Source organism: Pseudocnuella soli (assembly GCF_004347775.1).
GTDB classification, from domain to species: Bacteria; Bacteroidota; Bacteroidia; order Chitinophagales; family Chitinophagaceae; genus Flavisolibacter; species Flavisolibacter aquaticus.
Map to the genome: position 1 here is coordinate 1,262,170 of NZ_CP037755.1, position 26,892 is coordinate 1,289,061.

Genomic DNA, 26,892 nt, shown 5'->3' on the forward strand with positions numbered 1-26,892 from the left:
GCTGAAAACGTATGCATCGCATTTACTTATTTCTTTTGCTTGTAAATCTATGGCCTGGAGCTAGCACCTGCACAAACATCTTTCTTGCAATGCTTGAGCATCCCCGGTTTATTTAGGACATCGAACTTACCCCTCATATTCCTTTATACTTCGCAATGATCGCCATCAGCACGCCGTTGGTCCAGCCAAAGCCGTCCTGCGATGGATATTCACCGCCACCGGCCTCCAGGTTTGTTTCCACCACATTGTATTTCTCCATCATTTTGCCGGTGCGTTTATACACATCGGTATTCAGTTGCAGCCAGCGCTCCGCAATGGTGCGGGCCAGTTGCGGCTGTGCATAATTTTCAAAACCAACAATGGCCATCCATTGCAGCGGCGCCCAGCCGTTGGGCGCATCCCATTGCTGGCCGGTGCGCTGATCGGTGGTAATGAGGCCGCCAGGTTTTAAAAACCGCTGCCTTGTGTTTTGCGCAGCAATATAAATATGATTTTGCGGCGCCACATTCAGGAAAAAAGGCACCAGTCCGGCCAGCGTCCAGGTGCGGGTGTGCCGGAACGTAGTAATGTTGTAATCGGTGTACCAACCCATGGCCACCGACCAGCAATATTTGTTGATGGCTTTTTTACGTGCCGCTGCTGCATCGCGGTAGCGTTGTGCTTTTGCGGCATCGCCGTTTTGTTCATAAGCCAATGCCAGTGTTTCTTCCAGCGCAAACAACAACGCATTCAGGTCAACCGGGATAATATTGGTGGTTTGAATGGTACTGATGTTTTGCCCATCGGCAAACCAGCGGCTGCTGAAATCCCACCCGCTTTCAGCGCCGGACCGCAGGTGGCGGTAAATGCCTTTTTTATTGCCAGCCTCTTTTGCGGTAGCCACATCTTCGGCATACGATTCCTGCCGCGGCTTGTCCAGCTGATCATAATAGCGGTTGAGCAGACTACCATCGGGCATGCGCACCACATGCTTTGTAGGAGCGGTTTTGTCCATCCAGTAGTCCCATTCGCCCTGCAGGGCGGGCAGCATTTCGGTGTACACCGCATCGCCTTTGATGCCCGCCAGCATCCGCACCATCAAGGCAAAAAACGGAGGCTGCGACCGGCTTAAATAATACGACCTGTTTCCGTTGGGGATATGCCCATAAGTGTTGATGAGGTAAGCAAAATTGCGTACCATGTGTTCAATCATGTCGCCTTCGCCACTTTCGCGCAGGCCCAGCATGGTAAAGTACGAGTCCCAATAATAAATTTCGCGGAAGCGGCCACCGGGCACAATGTAGGGGTGGGGCAAGGGCAGCAGTGATGAACCCCGCACCGCCGAATCGTTGCCGCGTTTCAGCACGGTCCACAACTCTTTCAGGTGTTGCGCCACATCGGGCTCCGTGCTTTTATAACCTGAAGTCGGCGTTGAGGGGACATGAAAATTTTCCTGCACAAACAGCTCCAGGCTAAAACGGATGGCCGGGTTGGCCTTAATGCGCCGGTAATCGGCTACTATGGCCGCAGGGTCGCGTTTGGGCACACAGTCCACAAAGGTTTTGTTGTCGGGGAAAATGCGGGAAAGTTGTACATCGGTAAATAGCTCGCCATACACCACATCGGGTGTGGCAACAGATTTCTGGGTAGCGCCAACCTGGATTAAAGCCATAAAAAAGAATAGGAATAGGGGCTTCATTGGCAAGGGTGTTAGGGAGTGTGTAAGAAAAGAAGCGATGCAGTTAAGTTAAAATGCAAAAGCCAAAAGCAAAAAGTTGCCTGCTTTTCCGCTGCGTCCTGTTTTCTTAAACAACCTGATGGTGAACAGAAAAGCCCCGAAAAGGGGCGTTTATTTTTTAGTGCAACAACACATGGATTGTTTCAAAACCGCTTTGTGTTATTTCACGGCAATCATGCTGATCTCCACGTTCACAAAGCGGGGCAGCGCGGCCACCTGCACGGTTTCGCGGGCTGGGAAATTGCCGTGAAAATATTTGCCATAGATCTCGTTGATCTCGCTGAACTGGTGCATGTCGGTAATAAAGATGGTGGTCTTTACCACGTTGTCGAAGCTCATGCCCGCTTCGGACAGCACCGCTTTCAGGTTTTGCATGCACTGGTGCGTTTCTTCCTGGATGTCGCGGTTTTTGAGTGTATTGGTTGTTGGGTCCAGGCAAATTTGTCCCGAAATGTATAGCGTGCCATTCACCAGCACCGCCTGGTTATAAGGTCCAATGGGTTCCGGTGCGTTGGTGGTTTGTATAATTGTGCGTTCCATATTAGTTCTTGTGAGGGCGAAGTAACGCAATTTTTGGGTTGGGCAAAAGCAGGGAAAACTTTTGGATTTACGATTGACGATTTTGGAATTACGATTGGGGCGTACTTCGTTGCAGCGAATCTTGCCTGTGCTTACGAACCAGTAATCGTAATTCCAAAATCGTCAATCGTAAATCGCTCCATCTTTGTGGCAAAATAAGATTGCATGCAGGTAGCGGTACTTTGTTCGGAGGGGCAGCGGCAGGAACTGGGCGCCACAGGGCCCGATGTATTTTTTACAGAAACGCCACAGGCGCTGGCTGCGGCTACTGCCGATGTATACGTCGACCTGCTGTTTGAAGACAACGAAGCGCAGCACCTGCCGCTGCTGTCAGCACTTGGCGGCAAAGCCATTTTGGTAAATGCAGTAGCGCCAGTCGCCACACTGCCGCCGCCTTTTGTACGCATCAATGCCTGGTCCACCTTTCTTTCGGGCGGCGTGGCGGAAGTATGTGGCGGAACCGAACCCGCCAGGCAGAAATTGACCGGGGCACTCCAGCTTTTGGGCAAACGGCCCGAATGGGTGCCCGACGTGCCGGGCATGGTTTCGGCCCGCATTATTGCCGCCATCATCAACGAAGCTTATTTCACCATTTCCGAAGGTATTGCCACCCGGCAGGCCATTGATACCGCCATGAAACTAGGCACCGCCTACCCCTACGGCCCCTTTGAATGGGCCCAACAAATTGGCCTGCAGCGCATTGCCCGCCTGCTCCACACCCTGGCCCAAACCGAAAGCCGGTACCAACCCTGTGCGTTGCTGTTGGAAGAAACGAAGGGATTGACGATTGACGATTGACGATTTTGGATTTACGATTGCGTTTAAACCTGTTTCCTGCATATATAGCAAAATGTATCGAGTCCGTCGGGTGGCTGTTCCACAATCGTCAATCCGAAATCCGCAATCCCAAATCCCTCCCTCTCTATTATTTCTAGAAATTTTTTCCGCTCTTTGTAACTATTTCATTCGTCAGGCGTAACACAACTGTACGAAGCCAATTTTTACCTGCTGTTTATGACCGAAAAAGATTACAATGACTGTGTGCGGCAATGGGCGGACAACGTGTTTCGCTTTATTGTCAAAAACCTCAAACACGAGGAGGATGCCCGGGATGTGGTGCAGACGGCATTTGAAAAACTCTGGATCGCCCGTGAAGAAGTGGATGCTGCCAAAAGCAAATCCTACCTGTTTACGGTAGCTTACAACGCCATGATCGATCACCTGCGCAAAGCAAAGCGGGTGTACCTCAGGGAGGAGTTTTCCGATGACCTGCGTGTATCCAACAAGCCGGTAGCCAATGTGCGGAAAGTGCTGGAAGATGCGCTGGCCCGCCTTTCGGAAACGCAGCGGTCGCTGGTGTTGCTGAAAGACTACGAAGGCTACAGCTATGAAGAGATCGGGCAGATCATGAACCTTTCGTCGAGCCAGGTGAAAGTGTACCTGCACCGGGCCCGCATCCAGTTGAAGGAGTATTTGGTAAAAATTGAAAACGTAATGTAACAAGCCATGTCAATCCATTCAAACAATATAAACCCCATCATTACCCGCGATAACTACGAGGAGTTTTTCCTGATGTACGTGGACAATGAGCTAACGCCGCAGGAGCGGAACCAGGTGGAAGCCTTTGTGCTGACCAACCCCGGGCTGCAGGCTGAACTGGACATGCTGATGGGTGCCAAACTGGAACCCGAGGAGCTGAGCTTTGGCAATCTGGACAGCCTGCTCTCCGCCAACATGGCCGGCAGCCTGGTAGACGAAGACCTGCTGCTGCATGTGGACGGTGAGCTGGATGAGGCAGCAAAAGACAAAGTAGAGCAGCGCCTGAAAAAGGATGAGGCATACAACCAGCAGTTTCAATGGCTGCTGCGCACCAAAAGCAACCCTGCCGAAGTTATTCCCTGCCCCGATAAGGAAAGCCTGTACCGGCACACTGTTCGGCGCATTGGTTTTGCACCGGCCCTGCGTGTTGCCGCCGCGGTATTGATCATTGCCTCGATGGGACTGGTGTGGTGGATGCAGGATGACGAACAGCTTACAACTGCACCGGCAGTGGCCAACACCAATGTACGGGCAACAAAACTCCCAACCACAACCACTGAGCCCGGCACTGAAATGGCAAAAGGCGCCGAACAGGAAACTGAACCAGCAACACCCGGAAATAAAGTAATTGAGGCCAACCCGGCACAGGATATGCAATTGGCCCAGGCCGCTGCGCCGGCAAAAGCCAAAGCAGTACCCGGCGTAGCCAAAAAAGCAGCCCTGCAGCAAGTGATCATTCCCGAGCCTACAGCCAACGATCATATCATTGCTTACAACGAGCCGATGGCCCAGCCAATGCGCAGCAACAACCTGCCCGTGCCGGTGCAGGATGCGCCGAAAAAAGATGCTGCAGCAGCTGTAACATCTCCCAACGTTGAAACGTATAACACTACAAACACGGTTGCGCAGCCCAGTTACGCATCGGCCAACGACAGCGAAGACCGTGGCAATAATAAAAACAACCTGAAATCCCTGCTGCGCAAAGCCACCCGCCTGGTAGAACGCAGAACTGGGATTGATGCCACCAACGAAGAAGACGAACTGATCATTGGGGCGGTGGCCATCAAGCTGAAATAATCAACCACAAAATTTTTTGGAACAAAAGCCAGTGCAAGGCCCCGCTTTGCAGGGTCCGGCTTTTGCCTGAAAGAAACAAACCCGAATAAAAAAATAGTTAACCAAAACAAGTAAACCCCGCAATATGAAAAAGATCAGTACAATGAAACGAATAGCCCTGGCCCTGTGTGCACTCTCGATTGGCTTTGCAGCATCAGCCCAAACCGACACCACCAAACAAGAGCAGGCCGATACCGTGCGGATTGGCGGCATGGTGATTATCCGGAAAAATGGCCCGGCTGAAAAAGGCCAGGAAAGCGAGATTCGTGTAAAACCCGTACGCAAATCGAACAGCAAGGTAAACACCAACTGGTGGATCGTGGACCTGGGTTTTGCCAACTGGAGCGATAACACCAACTACAGCTCGCCGGCAGCACAGGCATTTGCCCCCGGCTTCGACAAGGATGGCCTGGAACTGCGCACCGGTAAATCGATCAACGTGAACCTGTGGGTGTTTATGCAAAAAGTAAAACTGATCCAAAACGCCGTGAGCCTGAAGTATGGCCTGGGCGTGGAACTGAACAACTACCGCTTTGACGACAGGCAGGTGCGCCTGGAAGAAAACCCAACCCGCATTGTAAAAGATGCCACCCTCACCAACCTGAAAAAGAACAAGCTGGCCGCCGATTATGTAACCGTGCCGCTGATGCTGAACTTTAATTTTACCCCCAAACGCGAAAAAGGTTTTGGCTTTGCAGCCGGTGTAAGCGGCGGCTACCTTTACTCGGCCCGCCAGAAGTTTAAAACCAACGACAACGACATTGATAAAAACCACGACAACTTCGACCTGCGCAAATTCAAAGTGTCGTACATCGGCGAACTGAGCCTGGGCGTGGTGCGGCTGTATGGTTCTTATGCTACCAAAAGCATGTGGGAAAAAGGCCTCGACCAAACCCCGTACAACATCGGCATCCGCCTCAGCTATTTTTAATAGGCCAAATTGCACTATACCAAAAGCCCCTTCCGATTGCGGAAGGGGCTTTTGGTTTATTGAGTGCTCTACGATCAGCGTACTTGTCATGCCGAACTTGTTTCGGCATCTCCTGCACACTCAGAAAATTCCGGCGATTGAAGGAGCTGCCGAAACAAGTTCGGCATGACGACACTGTGGAAGCGGAAGTCGTCAGATGATGGGCGTGCTTTTGAACGGGGAGCATTTATTTTGTCAGCCGCATTTTGTTTTCATTTAGCCAAATAGGCGCCATTGAAAAATAAAAAATCCTATTCTTGCGTTACACCTTCAGCACCGCTAACCCTCGAACGCAGATTTATGAAAACCACCCTTTTTTGTGCCGCATTGCTCTTGGGAACTATGGTATTTGCCGGTAAAATGACCCGCACTTCCAAAAAGGCCATCACCGTTACATCGGCCAGCTACCGGGGCGCTGCCTTGCCCAGCGGGCCTGTTTCCATCGTCATCGATAAATCGGATTACGAACTGCATGTGTACGATGCCAAAGGCTGGTACGCCACTTACCCCGTGGTGTTTGGCGCCAACCCACTGGCCGATAAAAAAGTGGAAGGCGACAAGCTGACGCCGGAAGGAAGTTTCCGGATCGTGGACAAGCGGCCGCATGCTAAGTGGAGCCGTTTCCTTGCGCTGGATTACCCCACGCCGGCCCACAAAGCCCGGTTCGAAGAATGGAAACGTAAAGGCCAGGTGCCGCGCAATGCGTCGCCGGGTGGCGGCATAGGCATACACGGCACCTGGCCCAACGACGAGTTTATGATTGACCGGTTTAAGAACTGGACCAATGGCTGCATTGCCCTCAAAAACTCCGACGTACAGGAAGTATATAGCTACATACAAGTGGGTACGCCGGTGGTGATCAGGAAGTAGGATGAGTCGGAAGACCGAAGTCCGAAGACGGAAGTCGGAAAAATTATGAGCGCTGTGAGCAGTAAATACATTGGCCTGATAGCATTATATAAATAAAACAAAAGAATCCCGGAGCCAATACCCCGGGATTTTTGTTTGCCTACTCTCTGCTCCCAACTCTCCGCTCCTGACTGTCTTCGGACTTCCGTCTTCCGTCTTCGGACTTTTCTTATTTTGTGGGCTAAAGCCAAAAGCTAACACATGCCCCTGAGCTGGAATGAAATTAAAAGCCGTGCCCTCGCCTTTAGCAAAGAATGGGAAACCGAATGGAGCGAAGATGCCGAAGCCAAATCGTTTTGGGACGATTTTTTCAACGTCTTTGGCATTAGCCGCCGCCGCGTGGCCACCTTTGAACAACAGGTAAAAAAGATTGACGCCAAAACCGGTTTCATTGACCTCCTCTGGAAAGGCCAGCTGCTCATTGAGCACAAAAGCCGTGGCCGGAGCCTCGACAAAGCCTACCAGCAGGCCAAAGATTATTTCCCCGGCCTTAAGGAAGCCGAACTGCCCCGCTACATCCTTGTTTCCGATTTTGAAAAATTCAGGCTGTACGATTTAGATAGCGCCACCCACCACGAGTTTGCGCTGGCCAAACTGGTTGAGCATGTGCACCTGTTTGGTTTTATTGCCGGTTACCAAAAGCGAACCTACAAAGAGCAGGACCCGGTGAACATTGCCGCGGCCGAACTGATGGGCCGCCTGCACGACAAGCTAAAAGCCAACGGCTACACCGGCCACCAGTTGGAGGTGTACCTGGTGCGGCTCGTGTTCCTCTTGTTTGCCGACGATACCAACATTTGGGAGAAAGGCATTTTTTTCGATTACCTGGACCTGAACACAAAAGAAGACGGCAGCGACCTGGCCCTGCACCTGTCGCAATTGTTTGAAGTGCTGAACACGCCGGAAGGCCAGCGGCTAAAGAACCTCGATGAAAGCCTGGCCGCCTTTCCCTACATCAATGGAAAGCTGTTTGCAGAACACTTGCGCACCGCGGCCTTCGACAGCGAGATGCGCAAAACCTTGATGGACTGCTGCGCACTGGACTGGGGCACTATTTCGCCGGCCATTTTTGGCTCCTTGTTTCAGAGTGTGATGGACGAAAAGGCCCGCCGCAACCTGGGTGCCCACTACACCAGCGAAAAAAATATTCTGAAGCTAATTAAGCCGCTCTTCCTCGATGAGCTGTACGCCGAATTTGAAAAAGTAAAAAGCAGCAAGCCAAAGCTGCTTCAGTTTCACGACAAGCTAAGTAAGCTGCGCTTTTTAGACCCGGCCTGCGGTTGCGGTAACTTTCTGATTGTGGCTTACCGCGAACTGCGCCTGCTTGAACTGGAAGTGATTAAAACCCTCCTGTTTACCCACGAAAAAATAAGGGCTGAAGTAGCAGCCAGCGCCGGGGTGGACATTGCCCTGCTGGCCAAGTGCAACGTGGACCGCTTTTACGGCATCGAGTACGAGGAGTTCCCGGCGCAGATTGCGCAGGTGGCCATGTGGCTGATAGACCACCAGATGAACATGAAGGTGAGCGAAACCTTTGGCGGCTATTATCCCCGCATACCGCTAACGAAAAGTGCAACGATTAAACATGCGAATGCATTGAGGGTAGATTGGCAAAGTTTGATTGATGAAGTAGGAGCGACGTATGATTATATATTGGGAAATCCGCCGTTTGTGGGGAAGAGTTTACAGAATGTAGAACAGAAGAAAGACATGGAGGCTGTATTTACAGGAGTCAACGGCGCCGGTGTACTGGATTATGTTACTGCATGGTATGTTAGAGCCGCGCAATATATGCAACAGTCAATAAAAACAAAGACGGCCTTTGTTTCTACTAATTCAATTTCCCAGGGTGAACAAGTCAGCATATTGTGGAATGAATTGTTCCATAAATACAAATGCAAAATTCATTTTGCTCATCGGACATTCAGTTGGAGAAATGAAGCAAGAGGAAATGCGGCAGTACATGTAGTTATAATTGGCTTTGCAAACTTTGATATTGATGACAAAAGAATTTATGAGTACGAAGGTTTAAGAGGAGAGCCACATGAAATAGACGTGAAAAACATTAATCCATATTTGGTTGAAGGAGCAGATACATTCTTAGTATCGCGAAAAAAGAGTATCTGCAATGCCCCTGCGACATTATACGGAAGTAAACCGGTGGACGATGGAAACTTTTTCTTCACTGATAAAGAGAAAAACGATTTTTTAAAAGAAGAACCAAATGCAAAAAAATTTATTAAGCCTTTTTTAAGTGCAAAGGAATTTTTAGATAATGAACGAAGGTGGTGCTTATGGTTGAAAGATATTAGTCCAACAGAATTGAAATCTTTGGCAAAAGTTAAAGAGAGGGTCGAAAATGTGCGAATCTTTCGCGAAGCATCAAGCAAAGAGGCTACAAGGAAACTTGCAGCTTTCCCAACTCTTTTTGCAGAGCAAAGACAACCAATTTCAAACTATGTCTTAATCCCAATACATACTTCAGAAAATCGTCAGTACATACCGTTTGGATTTTTTACTCCTGACTTTATAGTTGGCAACTCTTGTACAGCGCTTATTAATTGCACTTTATCAGATTGGGGTGTTTTGAGTTCCAAAATGCATATGGTGTGGGTAAAATATACATGCGGTAGAATAAAGAGTGACTATCGGTACTCAAACGATATTGTCTACAACAACTTTCCCTGGCCCGAAGCACCCACCGATAAACAAACAGCCGCCGTGGAAACCACCGCACAAGCCGTACTCGATGCCAGGGCACAGTTTCCCACCGCCTCCCTTGCTGATTTATACGACCCGAACACGATGCCGCCCGTACTGGTAAAAGCCCACCGGGCTCTTGACAAAGCCGTGGACCTTTGCTATCGTCCGCAACCTTTTCCGTCGGAAAGCAAACGCATCGAGTTCCTGTTTGAATTGTATGATAAGTACACGGCGGGATTGTTTGTACCAGAAAAGCCGCGCCGCAAAAAGCCCTGAACCTGCTGCAGCATATTGGGCTATTGAACCAATCCGCTTCTGCGCATAGGGCCGGGTTGTGCCTCCCAGCCATTCATGGCTGCCTCGCCGGCCTTCACAACGGTTTCCCGTTTTTCCCGTTCATTCTTGGTTTTAAAATAAGAGCCTATCATGAGCAGCAGGGCGCCCATTGAAAAGATCAAGTTAAACTCCGTGGTGGCCAATTGCCACCGAAACGGAAGCGGCGTTAATTTAAAGAATAGGCCAACAGCCATGAGGACCAAACCGATCAGCCGGATGTCGTAAAATTTTTCGTTTTCCGATAGCTTGTTCAGTGCATCTGCAGTTACCTGCAGCACCTTTTCGTATCGGTGAATAGGCTCATCCTTCGTACCGGAGGTGGTGTGGTCGGTAAACTTTTTACTTAGTTGTTCCATGTGTTGTTTTTTAGGTGGAAAAATTGTATTGCCCTTCAATGTGTATGTTGTTTTTGCTTGATGAACATGATATCCTGCTCAGTGATATCAGGCGCCTCAAGCTGCAGCATATTTTTTCTGATATCTATCAAAATGGCTTTTGGATCTTTTGCCCCTTGTCCTCCTTGCAATGCTTGTTGCAGTTCTTTCAGGATGTTTCCCGGCAGCCACAGGCATAGCTCCCAGTTGATTTGGTTGGCTTTTGAAGTTTCAATGGTAGCACCGTTGCCGGGATAAAGAAGCGCAAACAGCTCTGCTATCTTCGCTGCCTGTTCTCGTCTGCGTATTTCGAACTTGAACTCCTCCAGTTGCCGTGCATTTTGCTTTCTGATATCCTCCAGTTGCCTGGTATGCTGGTTTTTAATATCCTCCAGTTGTTTAGCATACTCGTGTTTGATGGAGCCGTCGATCTTTGCTTTAACCCACTGGGCGATCAGGAATGAAATAGCCCCATTAATGGAAATGATAAGGAAGAAGTCCTGCAACTTCAATGCATGAGCCTGGTTCAGCCATTCAATCATAAAGGTTGGTTTCAGGCAACCTAAATTAACTGGCGAAAATGAAATTTAAAAGTGCGGGTTGCACAGGAGGGTGAATTTTAGCTGTCGTTGTACTATTGGGGAGTTATGCCGAACTACATTTAGCCAATGACAAACAAAATATCCCGGAGTCTTGACTCCGGGATATTTTGTTTGTTTACACTTAACACATAACGCTCAACTTTCTTCCGACTGCGGTCTTCCGTCTTCCGACTCCCGCTACATTTTTCCGCCCGCAATTTCTTCCACCACATTCGGGTCCAGCAGCGTAGATGTGTCGCCAAAGTTTTGCGTTTCGCCTTCGGCAATTTTGCGCAAAATGCGCCGCATGATCTTGCCACTGCGGGTTTTGGGCAGGCCGGTTACAAACTGGATTTTATCGGGTTTGGCAATGGGCCCGATGATGCGGCTAACGGTTTGCAAAATATCCTGCCGCGTCAGGTTTTCGTCTTCATGCAATCCCTGGAAGATCACAAAAGCATAAATGCCTTGTCCTTTGATGTCGTGCGGAAAACCCACCACTGCACTCTCCACCACGCCTGCGTGCATGTTGATGGCGTTCTCTACTTCGGCAGTGCCAATGCGATGACCGCTTACGTTGAGCACATCATCCACGCGGCCGGTAATGCGGTAATTGCCCGCCTCATCGCGCAGGGCGCCATCGCCGGTAAAATACATGCCGGGATAAGTGCTGAAATAAGTGTTGCGGCAGCGCTCATGATCGCCATAAGTGGTGCGGATAATGGCAGGCCATGGCGCTTTGATGCATAGGTTGCCCGATGCAGGATTGCCCGTTATTTCGGTGCCGTTCTCATCTACCAAAATGGGTTGCACACCGGGCAGCGGCAGCGTGGCCCATGATGGGATGCCCGGCGTAATATTGGCCATATTCGAAATCAAAATACCGCCGGTTTCGGTTTGCCACCACGTGTCAACTATGGGGCATTGCTTTTTGCCCACATGCTCGTTGTACCAGTTCCATGCTTCCTCGTTAATGGGCTCGCCTACGGTGCCCAATACTTTCAGCGAAGAAAGATCGTAGCCTTGCAATGGCTGCAGCCCAAAACCCATTAAGGAGCGGATGGCCGTTGGTGCCGTGTACAGGATGTTGACCTTGTATTTCTCCACGATCTGCCAAAAGCGGCTGGCATCGGGCCATGTGGGTACGCCTTCAAACATCAGCGTGGTGGCGCCTGCGGCCAGCGGGCCGTATAAAATATAGCTGTGGCCCGTGATCCAGCCAATATCGGCGGTGCAAAAATGTACGTCGCCGGGTTGGTAATTAAATACGTTTACAAACGAATACGCCGTGTAAATCATATAACCGGCGCAGGAATGTACCACGCCCTTGGGTTTGCCCGTGGAGCCCGACGTGTATAAAATAAAAAGGGGATCTTCGGCGGCCATTTCTTCGGCAGGGCATTCAGTCAGTCCCAGCGTTTCTACTTTTTTCACTTCATCTTCCCACCACACATCGCGGCCTTTGATCATGCTCACCGGGGTGCGGGTACGGGTACAAACAATAACGCGTTTTACAAACGGACAAGCGATCAACGCATCATCAATCACGCTTTTCAGCGGAATGTCTTTGGTGCCGCGGAATGCACCATCGCAGGTAACAATGTATTCCGCTTTTGCATCCTGCAGGCGGTCGGCAATGCTTTGTGCCGAGAAGCCGCCAAAGATCACCGAATGGATGGCGCCAATGCGGGCACATGCCAGCACGGCAATGGCCAGTTCGGGAATCATACCCATATAAATACATACGCGGTCGCCGCGCTGCACGCCATTGTTGCGCAGCACATGGGCAAACTCGCAAACCTTATCATACAGGTTTTTGTAAGTGAGTACGCGGTGGTGTTCTTCGGGGTCGTTGGGCTCCCAAATGATGGCGGGCCGGTTCGGATCGGTGGCTACATAGCGGTCGAGGCAGCTTTCGGTGATGTTGAGGCGGGCACCTGCAAACCAGGCCACATGCGGCTCTGCAAAGTTCCAATCCAGCACTTTGTCCCAACGTCGGCGCCACTCAAAATGTTCCGCCACGCCGGCCCAAAAAGCCTCGGGTTGCGCTACGCTTTGTTGGTACGCCGCGTCGTATTGTTCTTTACTGGTAATTTGATAGGGATATGACATGCCAATCTTTATTTGTGGGGTTTAAATGTACTGAAAATGACAACAGAGGAGCGGCGGTGGGTTGGAGATGGGCGCTGTGGGTATCTTTAGTTTGAAAGTGTTGTAGGTAAAATCGCGTTTTGTTTCAATCGCCAGCAAGGAACTTGAGTAATGGGTAAGAGTGGACCTAACCAAATCAAACTGTTATTTGCATCACGTAGTTTAACCCGCCAGCCGCGGAGTTGTCATGCCGAACTTGTTTCGGCATCTCCTACAACCATTAGGCACTTGCATCCTCACAGGAAATGCACTAGCTTATCCTCATGCTACGCAATTCCGAGCCATACGCCGTGTACATAATGAGCAATATGCATTTGACCACTTTTTACATTGGCGTTACCGGCAATTTGCAGCAGCGCATTTGGCAACATAAAAATGACGAAGCCAATTTTACGGGCAAATACAATTGTTGCGAGCTCATCTTCTACGAAACGTATACCGATGTTCAGCAGGCCATTGCCCGGGAGAAAAATCTCAAGAACTGGCACCGCGAATGGAAGATCAATTTGGCCCGGACTATAAACCCGGAGTTGATGGATTTGGCGGCTGAGTGGTATTGAAGATTACACTTAAATGTAGGGAGATGCCGAAACAAGTTCGGCATGACAACTCCGCGGGTGGCGGGTTGCCCTTTAAAGCGCCGGTAGTTGTTATTTCTCTTTTCGAACGTGATGAATACCATTTTTACTTGAACATGATTGTACACTAAAATCAACCCTTTCATCGCTCATTTATTCAGCAATCGGCGCTGTTTATTAAAAGTTTTTCATCGTTAGCACCGCATCCTATATCTTCTACGCCGAAAACTAACGAACGCTATATGCCGCATTCCACAAAGAACAACATCTGGAAAGTGATCGGTGCTTCTTCGCTCGGTACACTCATCGAATGGTACGACTTTTACATTTTCGGTTCGCTGGCAACCGTTATTGCCACGCAGTTTTTTCCCAACACCAACCCCACGGCGGCATTGCTTTCTACGTTGGCAACTTTTGCCGCAGGCTTTATTGTGCGGCCTTTTGGTGCTCTGGTATTTGGCCGCCTCGGCGATCTGATTGGGCGTAAATACACCTTCCTGCTAACGCTGGTGCTCATGGGTGGTTCCACCTTTGCTATTGGCCTGGTGCCGTCTTACGAAAGCATTGGTTTTGCAGCGCCCATTATTGTGCTGGTGCTGCGGTTGCTACAGGGCCTGGCGTTGGGCGGCGAGTATGGCGGTGCGGCTACTTATGTTGCCGAACATGCACCGGCATCGCGGCGCGGATTTTTTACATCGTGGATACAAACAACGGCCACACTCGGGCTCTTTGTTTCGCTGGGTGTGATCCTTATTACCCGTAGTGCCCTCGACCCCGATCCGCAGGTTTCTATTGCCAAGTTCAACGACTGGGGCTGGCGCATTCCGTTTCTTGTTTCCATCCTGCTGGTGGTGGTTTCCATCTACATCCGCATGAAGATGAAAGAGTCGCCGCTGTTTACCAAACTAAAGGCCGAAGGCAAAACATCCGTAAACCCGCTGAAGGAAAGTTTTGGTCACCGCGCCAACCTGAAAATGGTGCTGCTGGCGCTTTTTGGCGCAGCCATGGGCCAGGGCGTGGTGTGGTACACAGGCCAGTTTTATGCGCAAAGCTTTTTGGAAAATGTTTGTAAAATAGATTTCGAACAAAGCCGCACCATACTGATCTGGGCCATTCTTTTTGCCACGCCGTTTTTCGTAGTGTTTGGTTCATGGAGCGATAAGATCGGACGCAAATGGATTATTTTAACCGGCATGCTGCTGGCGGTGCTTACCTACCGGCCGCTGTTCCAGGCCATGTATGATATTTCCAACACGGAGCAGCAAGTGGCCGCCACCACCGAACAAAAAGAAACAACCGACGGTATTGCCAACAGCGACAATAAGCTGCGTACGCTGGTAACCACGGCACACTACGCATCGGGCATGGTAGCCATGACCACCCAACGCGATACGGTATATGCCACACCAGTGCAGGCAACAGTGAAACCGCAGGTGCAGGTATCGAAATTATTGGGTGGAAATGATTACTGGAAAATGGTGGGCCTGGTGTTCCTGATGATCCTGTATGTAACGATGGTGTATGGACCTATTGCTGCATTTTTGGTGGAGCTGTTTCCAACAAAGATCCGGTACACATCTATGTCGTTGCCGTATCATATTGGCAATGGTGTGTTTGGCGGCTTAACGCCTTTTGTGGCCACGCTGCTCACCACCATTTATACCGATGATAAACTGGTTGGGTTGATGTATCCCATCATCATTGCGGCAGTGAGCCTGGTCATTGGTGCGCTGTACATTAGCAATAGGATTGATCCCGATGTGAATGATTAATGTTCGTGAAACGTCAATCGTGAAATGTGAATGGTCAATGGTGAATAGTCAATCGTGAATGGTGAATGGTGAGAGGTGAATAGGTGGCTGTAGATGTGAAGACTATTCAGCGTATAAAAATGTTGCAAGAAGTAAATTTTGTGTTCGCATCAATGGTGTTGGAAAGGGCATGTAGTCCGCACCAACGTTGTTGTAGTATAATCGTAAATCTTCATTCGTAAATCGTTAATCAAAATGGATCAAATTAAAAGATACGCAGGCATTGTATGGATGCTGCTGGGGCCGGTGGCCATGTTTTATTTAATCAAAACTGCTGCATCTGAAATTGCTGCCAAGCCGGTGATCGATACCAAGATTCAGTGGGGTGTTTTTGTGATTGTTTTTCTGCCCATTGCAGTGGGCATGATCATATTTGGCTACTATGCATGGAAGGGTGAATACGACCACCTGCCCGAAAGCTCGCAGGAACTGGATTGATCACTAATTGCACTACCCGTTATTGCAACATTTGTCATCGCAGTATTTGTCATTGCGAGGCGCTGTAGTGTCACAGTAACTTCTTTGGGTGTTGTGCGCCGAAGCAATCTCCTGCATTTGCATGGTTGCGGTACGTGTAAGTTTTGATCAACCATGAGTAGGCAGGAGATCGCTTCGGCGCCATCATGTACCTGTTCACTAAACTGCTATGGCGCCTCGCAATGACGATTCATTGCTTGTCTAATTCTAATCAGCCAGCACACCGGCGGCCCACCGAATGCTAACTGCCGCTTTTTGTTGCTTGGCCTGTAGCTCCACCAGTTTCTGCCTTGCTTCCAGCGTTTTTACTTCCCTGCTGTTGATGAGGAACAGCGAGCTTTCTCCGTTGGCATATTTCATTTCCTCGGCACGTTGCAGGCCCGTGTATTGAGCCACTGCAGTGCGTTGCAGCGCTACCTGCTCCAGCAGTTGGGTCCAGTCGTTGCGGTACTGGCGCAGCTTTACTTCCAGCTCCACCTGTTTGTTGGTGCGTTCCCATTCGGCCGCTTCCAGTTTTAATTTGGCTTGCCGGTACAAACCCCTTCCTTCTGAAAGGCGCAGTGGCAAAGCCATGCTTACACCATACCGATAATTGTTTTCAAACAGCGGCGATTTAAATGCATCGCCAATGCGATGACTGCCGGTAAGCTGGTTGTATTTTAAAGTAATATAAGGCAGCAGGTATTGCGCCTTCAGCCGCCGGTCTACACGCAGTGCATCGATCTTGAAATTGTATTGTTGCAATGCCGGGTGCTGTGCAATCAACTGGTCTGCATCGGCCAGCAATATGCCATCCGGCGCCACAGGTGTTACTGTTTGCGGCAGGTCATAAGGTTGCCCTTCCTGTTGCCACAGGTACATCGAAAGTTGCAGCCGTGCATTTTGCAACTCCTGTGCTACACCTGCCCGCTGTATGCGAAAAGTTTGCAATTGCGCCAGGGCTTCCAGTGTATCAATGGCTGGCCGCTCACCAATGCGGTACGCGGTTTTGATCAAATTAAAACGCTGCTCCGCATTAGCAGCAGCTTCGGTAAACAATTGAAACGTTTGGTACTGCTGCCACCAGTTCCAATACGCAGTGGCTGCGCCTTGCATCAGGTCGTTGAGCATCACGCGGCGTTCTTCCTGCGATGCCTGTTCAAATATGCGGGCCTGCTGCAGTGCGGCACGGCGGCCATCCATCAGCAGCCCGTTTGCCAGCGGCACCGACAGGCCAATGAAACTCGATGAACCTTTTGTATCCACCGGGTTGGTGCGTTCGCCAGTCAGTTCTTCAATGCCGGCATTGATGTTGATGCCAAACCAGGTAGGAATGTTTACCTGGTGCAAACGATGGTTATAATACTGCGTGCCGCCAAACTCTTTTTTACTGATGTCCGATTGCAACAGGGGATCAAATGCGCCGCGGGCCGCAGTAACTTCCGCGCTGGCTATTTGCACCTGCAGCGATGCCTGCCGCGCCACCGGGTGATAAGCTTTGATGACGTCGAACAATTGTTGTTGGGTAAACTCCTGTTGCCCATGCGCAACAAGCGCCAGTAAAATGCAAATGCTTAAGCCAATAGTTTTCATGGTTTGTTTTTTGCCACCGCTGCTTCCTCTTTGGTGGGTTGGTAATAATCGGGTGGAAACGAGTTGATGTTGCGCCACAACTCGTACCAGATCGGCACGTTTTTCAACAGGGCAATGCCGTTGGCGCCAGTGCCCATTTTCAACTCCCTTGGCCAGGGCCGTTCGCCGGGCAGTTCGGTTACCAATACTTTAAACAAGCCGTTTACACTTACGTCGCTTTCAACCGCCACTACCTGCCCCGAGAACAAACCGTATGATGCCTGCGGCCAGCCGCTGAATACAATGGCCGGGAAACCATCGAACATAAACCGCACCGACTGGCCCGCATTTACCAGGGGCAGATCCACCGGCCGCACATACATTTCCACTGCGTATTGAATATCATCGGGCACAATGTGCACCAGCATTTCGCCTTCTTTTACAATTTCGCCAATGCCGCTTTTGGTGGCTTTAATTACCTGTCCGCTTTGCGGCGCAATAATGTAATACATGCCGTTGCGGATGCTGTACGATGCATACTGGTTTTGCAGTTTGGCAATGTCGCCCTGGCCTGTGGCTATTTGCGATAAAGATTGAAAACGTTCGCCTTCGGCCTTGGCAATTTTCTCGGTGTATTCCTGCCGCGTGCCATTCAGGTCGAGGTTGATGATGCCCAGTTCCTGCTTGCTGTTCATAAACTTGTTTTCAGCACTCAGTCTTTTTGCCAGCGCATTCTGGTAAGTTTGGTTGCGCTGTTCAAATTGCGTTAGCGACACCAGCCCGCTGTCGAACATGGCCCGCTGGCGTTCAAACTGTTTGGCCGCAATATTGAAATCATTGGCAGCAGCAATCATTTCCATGCTGTCGCTTTGCACCTTCAGGCGCTGCTGCCGCATCTTGTTTTCGAGCTGGTTTATTTTAATGGACAGTGCACTGTTCAATGCCTCAATCTGTTGACCGGAAGTCTGCACTTTGTTGTTATAATAGTTTACCGTTTGCTCCTTTGCTTCCAGTTGTTCGCGGGTACGGTCCACCAGTTGCGGGTCGAGGTATGCGTCTTTAATTTCGGCCAGCTGCACCAGCGTATCGCCCCGTTTTACATAGTCGCCTTCTTTTACCCGCCATTGTACAATGCGGCCGCCAATGATGGTGTTGATCTCCTGTGGCCTGTCTTCTTGCCGCAGTGCGGTAACCGTACCCTTGGCCCTTATGTTTTGCGTCCAGGGCAAAAACAGCAGGATGATCAGTGCCGAAAAAAGGCCGATGAGCCACAGGCGTATATGGCTTTTTTTGCCCTGCCGGTAAATATGTTGGTATGCTTTAAAATCGTAGTCGTTCATATTTCAATCGGTTGCCAGATTATTTGATGTTATTCTTTTTGCCCGCTTACCTGCCGCGGCGTGTGTTGGCCGTGAGGTCGATCACGCCATCGCATTGCTGCGCAAAATGCGGATCGGCAGAGGAAACCAGTACGGTGGTGTTTTTTAATTCGTGCAACAATAAGTCCTGAATTTGCTGCCGGTACGGCGCTTCCACGCCCTGCCAAGGTTCTTCCAGCAGCAACAGCCCGGGTTTTATCAATAAGGCCCGCACCAGCTGAATTTTTTGCACCACGTTTCGCGGCAGTCTTTTGCCCGCAGGGTCCAGCTCGGTGTCGTACCCTTTGTCAAGGCTGGCCAAAAATGGCGTAAGGCCCACTTTGGCTACCAGCTCGTTGAGGTAGGCAGTGTCAACATCGGCACGGCCCATGGTCAGGTTGTCGTGCAGCGTGGCCTGGAACACATCTTCGTGGTGCAGCAAAATGCTGCTATGTGCCCGGTACGAGTCGAGGTTGTAATTAAAAATAGGCACGCCGTTTACCAGCACCGATCCATCAAACTGCGAGTAGGCGCCGCTGAGCAGGCGCAGCAAGGTGCTTTTGCCCGCACCGTTTTCGCCAGTGATGCACACTTTTTGTCCCGGTGCAATGCGGAAGCTGAGGTCGTGCAAAATGGGGTGGCCGTTGTACCCAAACGTAACCGACTGCGCCTCGATGCCGATGGGCTGACCGGGCTGCATGGGCATGGTGCCGTTGTGCTCGAGCGGCTTTTCAATCAACTTTGCAATTTTCTCTGCCGAGGTCATCACATCATAAAGGCTGTCAAGGTTGATGATAATTTTTTCAACCGATGCAATCACGGTGAGGATAATGATTTCGGAGGCAATAAACTGGCCAATGTTGATCTGCTGGTTTACCAACAATACAGAGCCTACAATGAGCATGGCTGCAGTGATCAATACTTTAAAACCAACCAATGCACGGTATTGCATCAGCAGCACGGCAAAGTGATCTTTGCGGGCATCGAGGTAGCCCATCGTTCGCTGGTCGGCCTTGCGCATATGAATGCCGGTGGTTTGCGAAAACTTAAAGGTTTTGATCACCCGGGCCATTTCTTCAAACCACGCCACCAGCGCATATTTATACCGGCTTTCTTCCAGGCTGGTTTCCATACCCCGCGATGAAGTGAGCCGTAAAATAAGCCACAGCACCAGTATCAGCACCAGGCCAAACAGGATGAATGCCTGGTGGTAAAACGCAAGCAGCAGCAAGCCAAAAATAATCTGGATCATGGCCGTGGGCAGATCGAGCAGGAGTTTGGCGAAGCTTTTTTGCATGGTGGGCGTTTCAAAAAAACGGTTCACCAACTCGGGCAGGTAATAGCCATCCACACTTTTCATGTCGAGCCGTGGAATGCGTTCGGCAAAAGAGTAAGCATAGCGCACAAAAATGTGTTGTTGTATGCGTTCAATCACCTTCATCTGGTTGATCTGCAGCAACCCATTGAATAGTACTCCCAACACCACCAACGAAATAAGCAGCACCAGCGATGCCGATGCCGAACCGCCCAGTACAAAACCAATAATTGCCTGGATGCCCAGGGGAAGGGACAGTTGAATAATGCCGTTTAAAACAGCGTAGAAATAAACCGTGGTAATATCTTTTTTATCGAGCCGCACAAGGCTCCACAGCCGCGCAAACGAGCTGATCTTTTGTTCCATAAACACGTGGTTGTTGATGTAATGCTGTACACAAATCCGGACGCAACAAATTGCATCGGGCCTAATTTGCCCTTAAAGGCAAATGCAAAATTTGCACTAACCCAGGTTGGGAGGGGGGCAATGAAACTCGGGGTGGAAAGAAATGTAAGGATGGGCAATATGCCATTTTTCGTGTGCCAGCAGCGGCTCGCCGTAGGGGCAGGGTTGCTGTTGCTCGTGCAGGTATTCCGATAAGGTGTTGATGCCCGACTCGGCCCGTTCTTCAGTAGCGCCCTGTAGCGGCGCATTCTGCTGGGCAGCTTTATCTTTTTGCAAATGCTCAGCGGCCGCCTGCCGGCCGGCATACACAAAAGGCGTGCTGATGGTGAGCCATAGCAATGCGGCCAGCATCAGCAAGGCAGATGCAATGGCGCCGTTTGTTGCATTGTTTTTATGGGTTGCCATGAGCATAGAGCAAATGTTGAATAAACAATTTCGGCGCAAAAGTGTTCATTATAGACCAGATTTTTTTATTTGAAACGGTTAAAAAATAGTTATCTGGCTATATTTTCTTTTATGTCGCAGACGTAAACATATTTGTGCTTAAATGGTAAAGAAGATAAAAAAATGGGGTCTTTGACCTGATCCGTTTGTAATTCAGCACCAGCATCTATATTTTTGCGACGATCCAAAACATTTGGCTCTGGATAAACGAACACCAAATAAGATTTGTCCGCTCGGCAGTAGATTTAGTTTCCATTTGCTGAAACCACTGTTGTAGCTTTACAAACCCGATGCAAGCAAAAAATAATACATACGATAACGTGCTGAAGCGGTTTCACAGCCTGCTGATGATGGTGCTGCTCATGTGGCTCACCGTTAGTACGCCGTTTGTATATGAGGCGCAGCAGGACGTCTTGGTGTCGCAGGGCATAACCGATGAGGAAGTGCCCAACCCCCTGACCAATACCAACGAAGAACGGGTTGAAGCCGGCGGCAGCAACCTTTCGGAGTACCTGCACGAGCCCCACCAATATCAGGTACCTTCCAACACCATCGAGCTTACTTATAAATGTCACCCCGACGATTTATACTCCGCATTTCATCCTGAACTGCTTTCTCCCCCTCCCGAACTTGGGTAATATTGCTGTAACACACGCTGCTTTGTTGTAAGCGTGTTGGCCTGCTGTGCGCCTGCCCCGTTCCCTCGATACTTTTAGTATTGTAATGGCCGTCTTGATCTTTCAGCAATAAAAATATATAGCCTGCTGCGCATGCTGTGGCTCCCTAACTAAGGTGATGGTACTGCATTTGTTGGCATAAATGGGTGATGGGCCTGATCCCTGCCCTGGTAAACATGCTAGTGCAACCCGCCTTAGTGTGCATTGAAATCATTATATAAATATCATAGCGATGGCTCAACGTGTAGCTTCTGTATTTAAAAACCTCCGGTCGGACATTCCTTCATCCGTTGTTGTTTTCCTGGTGGCCCTGCCCCTGTGTTTGGGTGTGGCCCTGGCATCTAATGCACCCTTGTTCAGCGGCCTTATTGCCGGTATCATTGGTGGTATTGTTATTGGCGCATTGAGCGGATCGCAGCTTAGTGTAAGCGGCCCCGCAGCCGGCCTTACCGCAATTGTGGCGGCAGCGATCTTGAACCTGCCATCATTTGAAGCCTTTTTGCTGGCGGTAGTGCTCTGCGGTTTTTTGCAAATGGTGCTGGGTTTTATCAAAGCCGGTGTTATTGGCGATTATATTCCCAACAGCGTGATCAAAGGCATGCTGGCGGCCATTGGCCTCATCCTCATTCTCAAACAGTTTCCGCACCTCATTGGTTACGACGCGGATTATGAAGGCGATGAATCGTTTGTACAGGCCAACAACGAAAACACATTTACCGCTATTGGTCATGCACTGAAAGCCATTACGCCGGTGGCGCTGCTCATTGGTGCGGTATCCCTGATTTTTCAATTTGCATGGGAGGCATTTGTGTCCAACAAAAAAGGTTTTGTACGCCTGATACCCGCACCGCTGGTAGTGGTGCTGGTGGCAGTGGGCATCAACCTGGCATTTACTGCAAACGGAAGTGGACTGGATCAAAGCCATATGGTAAACATCCCAGCGGCAAATTCAGCAGGCGAGTTTCTTTCATTTTTTACTTTCCCCGATTGGAGCCAGGTAACCAATTCCACGGTGTGGATCACGGCAGTTACATTGGCACTGGTAGCATCGCTGGAAACCTTGTTGAGCATTGAAGCCATCGATGATCTCGACCCATACCAGCGGGTTACCAACAAAGACCGAGAACTGAAAGCACAGGGCGTGGGTAACTTCCTTTCGGGCCTGATTGGTGGCTTGCCCATTACCTCGGTAATTGTGCGGTCATCGGCCAACGTAAACTCCGGTGCCAAATCAAAAGCATCTACCATCATGCATGGCTTGTTGCTCCTGTTGTGTGTGGCGTTGATCCCGGTGCTGCTCAACCAGATTCCGCTGGCCGCACTGGCTGCCATCCTCATTTTTACCGGTTACAAACTGGCCAAGCCGAGCCTGTTTAAAATGTATTACAAAAAAGGCTGGGACCAGTTTCTGCCTTTTGTTATCACCATCATTGCCATCCTGCTCACCGACCTGCTGAAAGGTGTGTTCATCGGCATTGGCGTGGGTCTTATTTTCGTACTCCGTACCAACTTCCGCAGCGCGGTGCTGGTGGTGAACGATGCCAGCAATTATTTGTTCCGCCTGCGCAAGGATGTTTCTTTCCTCAATAAGCCCATCATCAAAAACCGCCTTGAAGAAGTGCCCGAAGGTGCTTCGGTATTGATTGATGCCAGCAGGGCCGATTTTATTGACCGTGATGTAATTGAGGTAATCGAAGACTTTATGCTGCATGCACCGTTGAAAGACATTCGCGTGGAGCTGAAAAAAAGCCAGTACCGCGACCAGGGATTCAATAACCAGTTGCTGGAGCGCAACAGCGAATTTGTAAAGCTGGTGCGTACCCACGAAAAGACCATTGAGCCCGAGCCGGAGATGCAAAAGCTTTAATGGAAAAGCGCCATTGGCGCAACTACAGCATTTGATTACAATAAAAAGATTGGAAATTTAATAAAAGCAAACACATGCATTCATACGAAAAACTGTTGTTAGAAAACAAAGCCTGGGCCGCAGAAAAAGTAACCGAAGACCCCGATTATTTCAACCGGCTTGCAGAGATTCAGACACCCGAGTTTTTGTGGATTGGTTGTAGCGACAGCCGCGTACCGGCCAATGAAATTACCGGCACCAAGCCCGGTGAAATTTTTGTACACCGCAACATTGCCAATATGGTGGTAAACACCGATACTAACCTGTTGTCGGTATTGGATTATGCAGTGATGCACCTGAAAGTAAAACACGTAATTGTGTGCGGTCACTACGGTTGCGGCGGCGTAAAAGCAGCCACTACCAACTCCGACCTGAAACTGGTGCTGAACATGTGGCTGCGCAACATTAAAGACGTATACCGCATTCACCGCGATGAGCTGGATGCACTGCCCGAAGGCGATACCCGCACCAACCGGTTGGTAGAGCTGAATGTACAGGAGCAGGTAATGAACCTGGCCAAAACATCCATCATTCAGCGGGCATGGAAAGAGCGCCAGGCACCCGCCCTGCACGGATGGGTATATGGTTTGAAGGACGGCATCATCAACCCCGTTTTTGAAATGAAAGCCGGCACCCACATCGATCCGCTGTACGAGTTTAGTAACCTATGATCAATCGATAAATAGTAACAACGCAAGGCTATAAACCTTGCGTTGTTCATTTTACAGCAAGCCTGATTGTATTGTGCATTTGGTTTTGCAAAAACCGGCGGTAAAAACAATTGTGCGTTTACTGCTGCTGCATCAGTTGGCTGTACAAATGCGGCGTTTTCATTATCTTCTGCTTATATAAACAGCTATATGATACGCTTTGCCTTTTTACTCCTGTTGCAAGCCGGCGGTTGTGCATTTGCCCAACAATTGCCGCCCCGAAATACACAGCAATGGGCCTTGCTATCGTTTGTGAAAGCAGATAGGGCCAACCCTGTTTTGCAGCCCGATGCTTCGCTCCAGTTTACCGATCCGGTGTGGAACAAGCCAGTGCGCTGGGCGCAAAAAGATGTATTCAACCCGGCAACAGTAGTAAAAGGCGATACTGTTTTTTTGCTGTTTCGTGCCGAGGATACAGTAGGCCGCTATGCAGGCGTATCACGCATTGGGCTGGCCTGGAGCGCCGATGGATTGAAGTTTACCCCATTTCCCGAACCGGTGTTTTTTCCGCAGCCCGGCAACTTTCAGCAGTGGGAGTGGGAGGGTGGCTGCGAAGACCCGCGTGTGGTGCAGGATTCAAGCGGCCGCTATATCATGACCTATACAGCCTATGATGGTAAAACGGCAAGGCTGATGGTGGCCACATCGCCCGACTTGCGTAGCTGGACCAAACACGGGCCTGCATTTAAAAATGCATTTGGCGGTAAATACATCGACAAGTGGAGCAAATCGGGTTCGATAGCGGCGCGGTACCACGAGGATGGCCGGATTGTGGCAGAAAAACTGGGCGGAAAATACTGGATGTATTGGGGCGATGTAAACATATGGGCCGCCACATCGGACGACCTGGTAAACTGGTCGCCGGTGTTGTATAAAAACGGCGAACAACGCGAAAAAGATTTGCGTCACAATGCGCCGGAAATAGCCGAGGTAAAAACTGTTGTTGCGCCGCGTAAAAAGAAATTTGACAGCGACCTGGTGGAGCCCGGGCCACCGGCCATGATCACAGATTATGGAATTTTGCTGCTGTACAATGGCCGCAATGTGCCCAGCATTGGCGATGCAGCCTTGGCAGAAGGTACGTATGCTGCGGGACAGGTATTGTTGAATAAAAGCGACCCCACCAAAGTGGTGCAGCGGCTCGACCAATATTTTTTACGGCCGGAGAAGCCATATGAGATTGCCGGGCAAGTGGCGCATGTTTGTTTTATCGAAGGCCTGGCCCGTTTTAAAGGCAAGTGGTATTTGTATTACGGCACGGCCGACTCTAAAATTGCCGTTGCAGTAAAATAAAGCAACCGGAAATTGTACGCTTGGGTTATAAGCCGGAATACCGGAAATTCGGGCTCCGTTAGCTGGTCTTTTAAACAGATCATAAACAACATCTTTCACTAAAAAATAAATTATGAATTGTCCCAATTGCAACGTTACCCTGACAATTGCCGACAGGCAGGGAATTGAAATAGATTATTGCCCGCAGTGCCGCGGCGTGTGGCTCGACAGGGGCGAACTGGATAAGATCATTGAACGATCGGCCGGCTATACCCGTGCACCGGAAACCGGCGATTTTAATAATGCCTACAAACCCGACCACCGCGATCATCCGTCGCAGCATCAGCAGCCTTATTACGGCAATGATCCCAAGTACCGCCACAAAAAGAAAAAGGGTTTCCTGTCCGACTTTTTCGATTTCGATTAAACAGCATTTGGGGCGGCGCCCCGGTAATGGCTAATTGGCTACATTAGCAAGCCAAAAAAGATCAGCAGCATGGCCATTGAAGTAAATGGATTGACCAAATTGTACGGCACGCAGCGGGCGGTAGACGGTATTTCGTTTTCGGTGTCCAAAGGTGAGATCGTGGGTTTTCTGGGGCCAAACGGCGCCGGAAAATCCACCACCATGAAAATGATCACCGGCTACCTGCAGCCCGATGGCGGCACGGCCAAAGTAAGCGGCATCAACGTGGCCGAAGCGCCGCTGGAAGCGAAGAAAAGAGTTGGCTACCTGCCCGAATCCAATGCGCTGTACTACGACCTGTATGTGCGGGAGTACCTCCATTTTATTGCCGATGTGCACGGCGTTGCCGACAAAAAGGGCCGCGTGGAAGCAGTGATCCAAACCGTTGGCCTTACGCCGGAAAGCCGTAAGAAAATTGGCCAGTTATCGAAAGGATATAAACAACGGGTAGGCATAGCCGCAGCCCTGTTGCACCAGCCCGAAGTGCTGATTTTGGACGAACCCACCAGCGGCCTCGATCCCAACCAGATCGTGGAAATACGCCAGGTAATCAAAGAGCAGGGCAAGGATAAACTGGTGCTTTTTTCTTCGCATATTTTGCAGGAAGTAGAAGCCATCTGCGACCGGGTGATCATCATCAATAGGGGCAAGATTGTAGCGGACGAACAACTGGCTACGCTGCGCCAACGTTCCAGTTCCAATTTTGTTTCCGTAACGTTTAAAGAACCGCTGGAGTCCGAATGGCTGCGCCGCCTCAATGGCGTGCAAAGGGTTTATAAGCTGGAAAACAACAGCTGGCGCCTGGAAACCGAAGCACCCGAAGCCGTACGCAAAGCCGTGCTGGAACTGGCGCTGCAACACAATCTCAGCATTGTATCACTGCACAGCGAAAGCGGTAGTTTGGAAGAAGTGTTCCGGCAGCTGACTGCCCCGAATAATGGGTAAAT

24 protein-coding genes are annotated in these 26,892 nt (G+C 50.0%); 15 read left to right on the forward strand and 9 right to left on the reverse strand.

The window, feature by feature from the left end:
* Positions 1-133: 133 nt before the first annotated feature.
* Both treA and EPD17_RS05400 read right to left on the reverse strand, forming a co-directional pair.
* Positions 134-1,678, reverse strand: a complete 1,545-nt coding sequence (gene treA, locus EPD17_RS05395; RefSeq protein ID WP_132052400.1) for an alpha,alpha-trehalase TreA — start codon at positions 1,676-1,678, stop codon at positions 134-136.
* Positions 1,679-1,876: 198 nt separating this feature from the next.
* Entirely contained in the window at positions 1,877-2,257 is a 381-nt protein-coding gene (locus tag EPD17_RS05400; protein WP_132052402.1) for a RidA family protein, read from the reverse strand.
* Between the two features lie 204 nt (positions 2,258-2,461).
* Between EPD17_RS05400 and EPD17_RS05405 the strand changes: the two genes are divergently transcribed.
* From EPD17_RS05405 to EPD17_RS05430, 6 genes are all read left to right on the forward strand, one after another.
* Complete coding sequence (locus tag EPD17_RS05405) at positions 2,462-3,094, forward strand: 3-hydroxyacyl-CoA dehydrogenase family protein (protein ID WP_132052404.1); 633 nt, start codon at positions 2,462-2,464, stop codon at positions 3,092-3,094.
* Positions 3,095-3,310: 216 nt separating this feature from the next.
* The gene (locus EPD17_RS05410; RefSeq protein ID WP_114237284.1) at positions 3,311-3,796 is read left to right on the forward strand and encodes an RNA polymerase sigma factor; all 486 of its coding nucleotides are present in this window, start codon (positions 3,311-3,313) and stop codon (positions 3,794-3,796) included.
* Positions 3,797-3,802: 6 nt separating this feature from the next.
* Positions 3,803-4,912, forward strand: a complete 1,110-nt coding sequence (locus tag EPD17_RS05415) for an anti-sigma factor family protein (protein ID WP_132052406.1) — start codon at positions 3,803-3,805, stop codon at positions 4,910-4,912.
* 142 nt (positions 4,913-5,054) lie between these two features.
* Positions 5,055-5,882 (forward strand): porin family protein, encoded by an 828-nt coding sequence (locus EPD17_RS05420; RefSeq protein WP_165929533.1) that lies wholly within the window; start codon positions 5,055-5,057, stop codon positions 5,880-5,882.
* Between the two features lie 339 nt (positions 5,883-6,221).
* On the forward strand, positions 6,222-6,791 hold the full coding sequence (locus EPD17_RS05425) for a L,D-transpeptidase family protein (RefSeq protein ID WP_114237281.1): 570 nt from the start codon (positions 6,222-6,224) through the stop codon (positions 6,789-6,791).
* A 240-nt stretch (positions 6,792-7,031) separates the two neighbouring features.
* On the forward strand, positions 7,032-9,809 hold the full coding sequence (locus EPD17_RS05430; RefSeq protein WP_132052410.1) for a class I SAM-dependent DNA methyltransferase: 2,778 nt from the start codon (positions 7,032-7,034) through the stop codon (positions 9,807-9,809).
* A 20-nt stretch (positions 9,810-9,829) separates the two neighbouring features.
* Here EPD17_RS05430 and EPD17_RS05435 read toward each other — a convergent pair whose 3' ends face one another.
* The 3 genes from EPD17_RS05435 to acs form a co-directional block, all read right to left on the reverse strand.
* Positions 9,830-10,225, reverse strand: coding sequence for a hypothetical protein (locus tag EPD17_RS05435; protein WP_132052412.1), 396 nt, complete (start codon positions 10,223-10,225; stop codon positions 9,830-9,832).
* A gap of 35 nt (positions 10,226-10,260) precedes the next feature.
* Positions 10,261-10,785, reverse strand: coding sequence for a hypothetical protein (locus EPD17_RS05440; protein ID WP_132052414.1), 525 nt, complete (start codon positions 10,783-10,785; stop codon positions 10,261-10,263).
* Positions 10,786-11,022: 237 nt separating this feature from the next.
* Positions 11,023-12,936 (reverse strand): acetate--CoA ligase, encoded by a 1,914-nt coding sequence (gene acs / locus EPD17_RS05445; RefSeq protein WP_132052416.1) that lies wholly within the window; start codon positions 12,934-12,936, stop codon positions 11,023-11,025.
* A 302-nt stretch (positions 12,937-13,238) separates the two neighbouring features.
* Here acs and EPD17_RS05450 point away from each other — a divergent pair, with 302 nt between their 5' ends.
* From EPD17_RS05450 to EPD17_RS05460, 3 genes are all read left to right on the forward strand, one after another.
* Positions 13,239-13,535 carry a GIY-YIG nuclease family protein gene (locus tag EPD17_RS05450; protein WP_132052418.1) on the forward strand — a complete coding sequence of 99 codons (297 nt, stop codon included), beginning with the start codon at positions 13,239-13,241 and terminating at the stop codon, positions 13,533-13,535.
* 260 nt (positions 13,536-13,795) lie between these two features.
* Complete coding sequence (locus EPD17_RS05455) at positions 13,796-15,325, forward strand: MFS transporter (RefSeq protein WP_132052420.1); 1,530 nt, start codon at positions 13,796-13,798, stop codon at positions 15,323-15,325.
* A gap of 234 nt (positions 15,326-15,559) precedes the next feature.
* Positions 15,560-15,802 (forward strand): DUF6814 family protein, encoded by a 243-nt coding sequence (locus tag EPD17_RS05460; RefSeq protein WP_132052422.1) that lies wholly within the window; start codon positions 15,560-15,562, stop codon positions 15,800-15,802.
* 246 nt (positions 15,803-16,048) lie between these two features.
* On the opposite strand, the gene EPD17_RS05465 is transcribed toward EPD17_RS05460, so the two are convergent.
* From EPD17_RS05465 to EPD17_RS05480, 4 genes are all read right to left on the reverse strand, one after another.
* On the reverse strand, positions 16,049-17,413 hold the full coding sequence (locus EPD17_RS05465; protein WP_132052424.1) for a TolC family protein: 1,365 nt from the start codon (positions 17,411-17,413) through the stop codon (positions 16,049-16,051).
* Complete coding sequence (locus tag EPD17_RS05470) at positions 17,410-18,732, reverse strand: HlyD family secretion protein (RefSeq protein ID WP_132052426.1); 1,323 nt, start codon at positions 18,730-18,732, stop codon at positions 17,410-17,412. Before EPD17_RS05470 ends, EPD17_RS05465 begins: the two co-directional genes overlap by 4 nt.
* A 46-nt stretch (positions 18,733-18,778) precedes the next feature.
* Positions 18,779-20,431 (reverse strand): peptidase domain-containing ABC transporter, encoded by a 1,653-nt coding sequence (locus EPD17_RS05475; protein WP_132052428.1) that lies wholly within the window; start codon positions 20,429-20,431, stop codon positions 18,779-18,781.
* A gap of 96 nt (positions 20,432-20,527) precedes the next feature.
* Positions 20,528-20,875, reverse strand: a complete 348-nt coding sequence (locus EPD17_RS05480) for a hypothetical protein (protein WP_132052430.1) — start codon at positions 20,873-20,875, stop codon at positions 20,528-20,530.
* 329 nt (positions 20,876-21,204) lie between these two features.
* Between EPD17_RS05480 and EPD17_RS05485 the strand changes: the two genes are divergently transcribed.
* The 6 genes from EPD17_RS05485 (at position 21,205) to gldA (ending at position 26,890) form a co-directional block, all read left to right on the forward strand.
* Entirely contained in the window at positions 21,205-21,552 is a 348-nt protein-coding gene (locus EPD17_RS05485; protein ID WP_114237271.1) for a hypothetical protein, read from the forward strand.
* A gap of 271 nt (positions 21,553-21,823) precedes the next feature.
* Entirely contained in the window at positions 21,824-23,458 is a 1,635-nt protein-coding gene (locus EPD17_RS05490; protein WP_132052432.1) for a SulP family inorganic anion transporter, read from the forward strand.
* Between the two features lie 74 nt (positions 23,459-23,532).
* Positions 23,533-24,168, forward strand: a complete 636-nt coding sequence (locus tag EPD17_RS05495) for a carbonic anhydrase (RefSeq protein ID WP_132052434.1) — start codon at positions 23,533-23,535, stop codon at positions 24,166-24,168.
* A 189-nt stretch (positions 24,169-24,357) separates the two neighbouring features.
* On the forward strand, positions 24,358-25,500 hold the full coding sequence (locus tag EPD17_RS05500; RefSeq protein WP_132052436.1) for a glycoside hydrolase family 130 protein: 1,143 nt from the start codon (positions 24,358-24,360) through the stop codon (positions 25,498-25,500).
* Positions 25,501-25,612: 112 nt separating this feature from the next.
* On the forward strand, positions 25,613-25,906 hold the full coding sequence (locus EPD17_RS05505) for a TFIIB-type zinc ribbon-containing protein (protein ID WP_132052438.1): 294 nt from the start codon (positions 25,613-25,615) through the stop codon (positions 25,904-25,906).
* Between the two features lie 69 nt (positions 25,907-25,975).
* Positions 25,976-26,890, forward strand: coding sequence for a gliding motility-associated ABC transporter ATP-binding subunit GldA (gldA, locus tag EPD17_RS05510; protein ID WP_132052441.1), 915 nt, complete (start codon positions 25,976-25,978; stop codon positions 26,888-26,890).
* Positions 26,891-26,892: the final 2 nt, after the last annotated feature.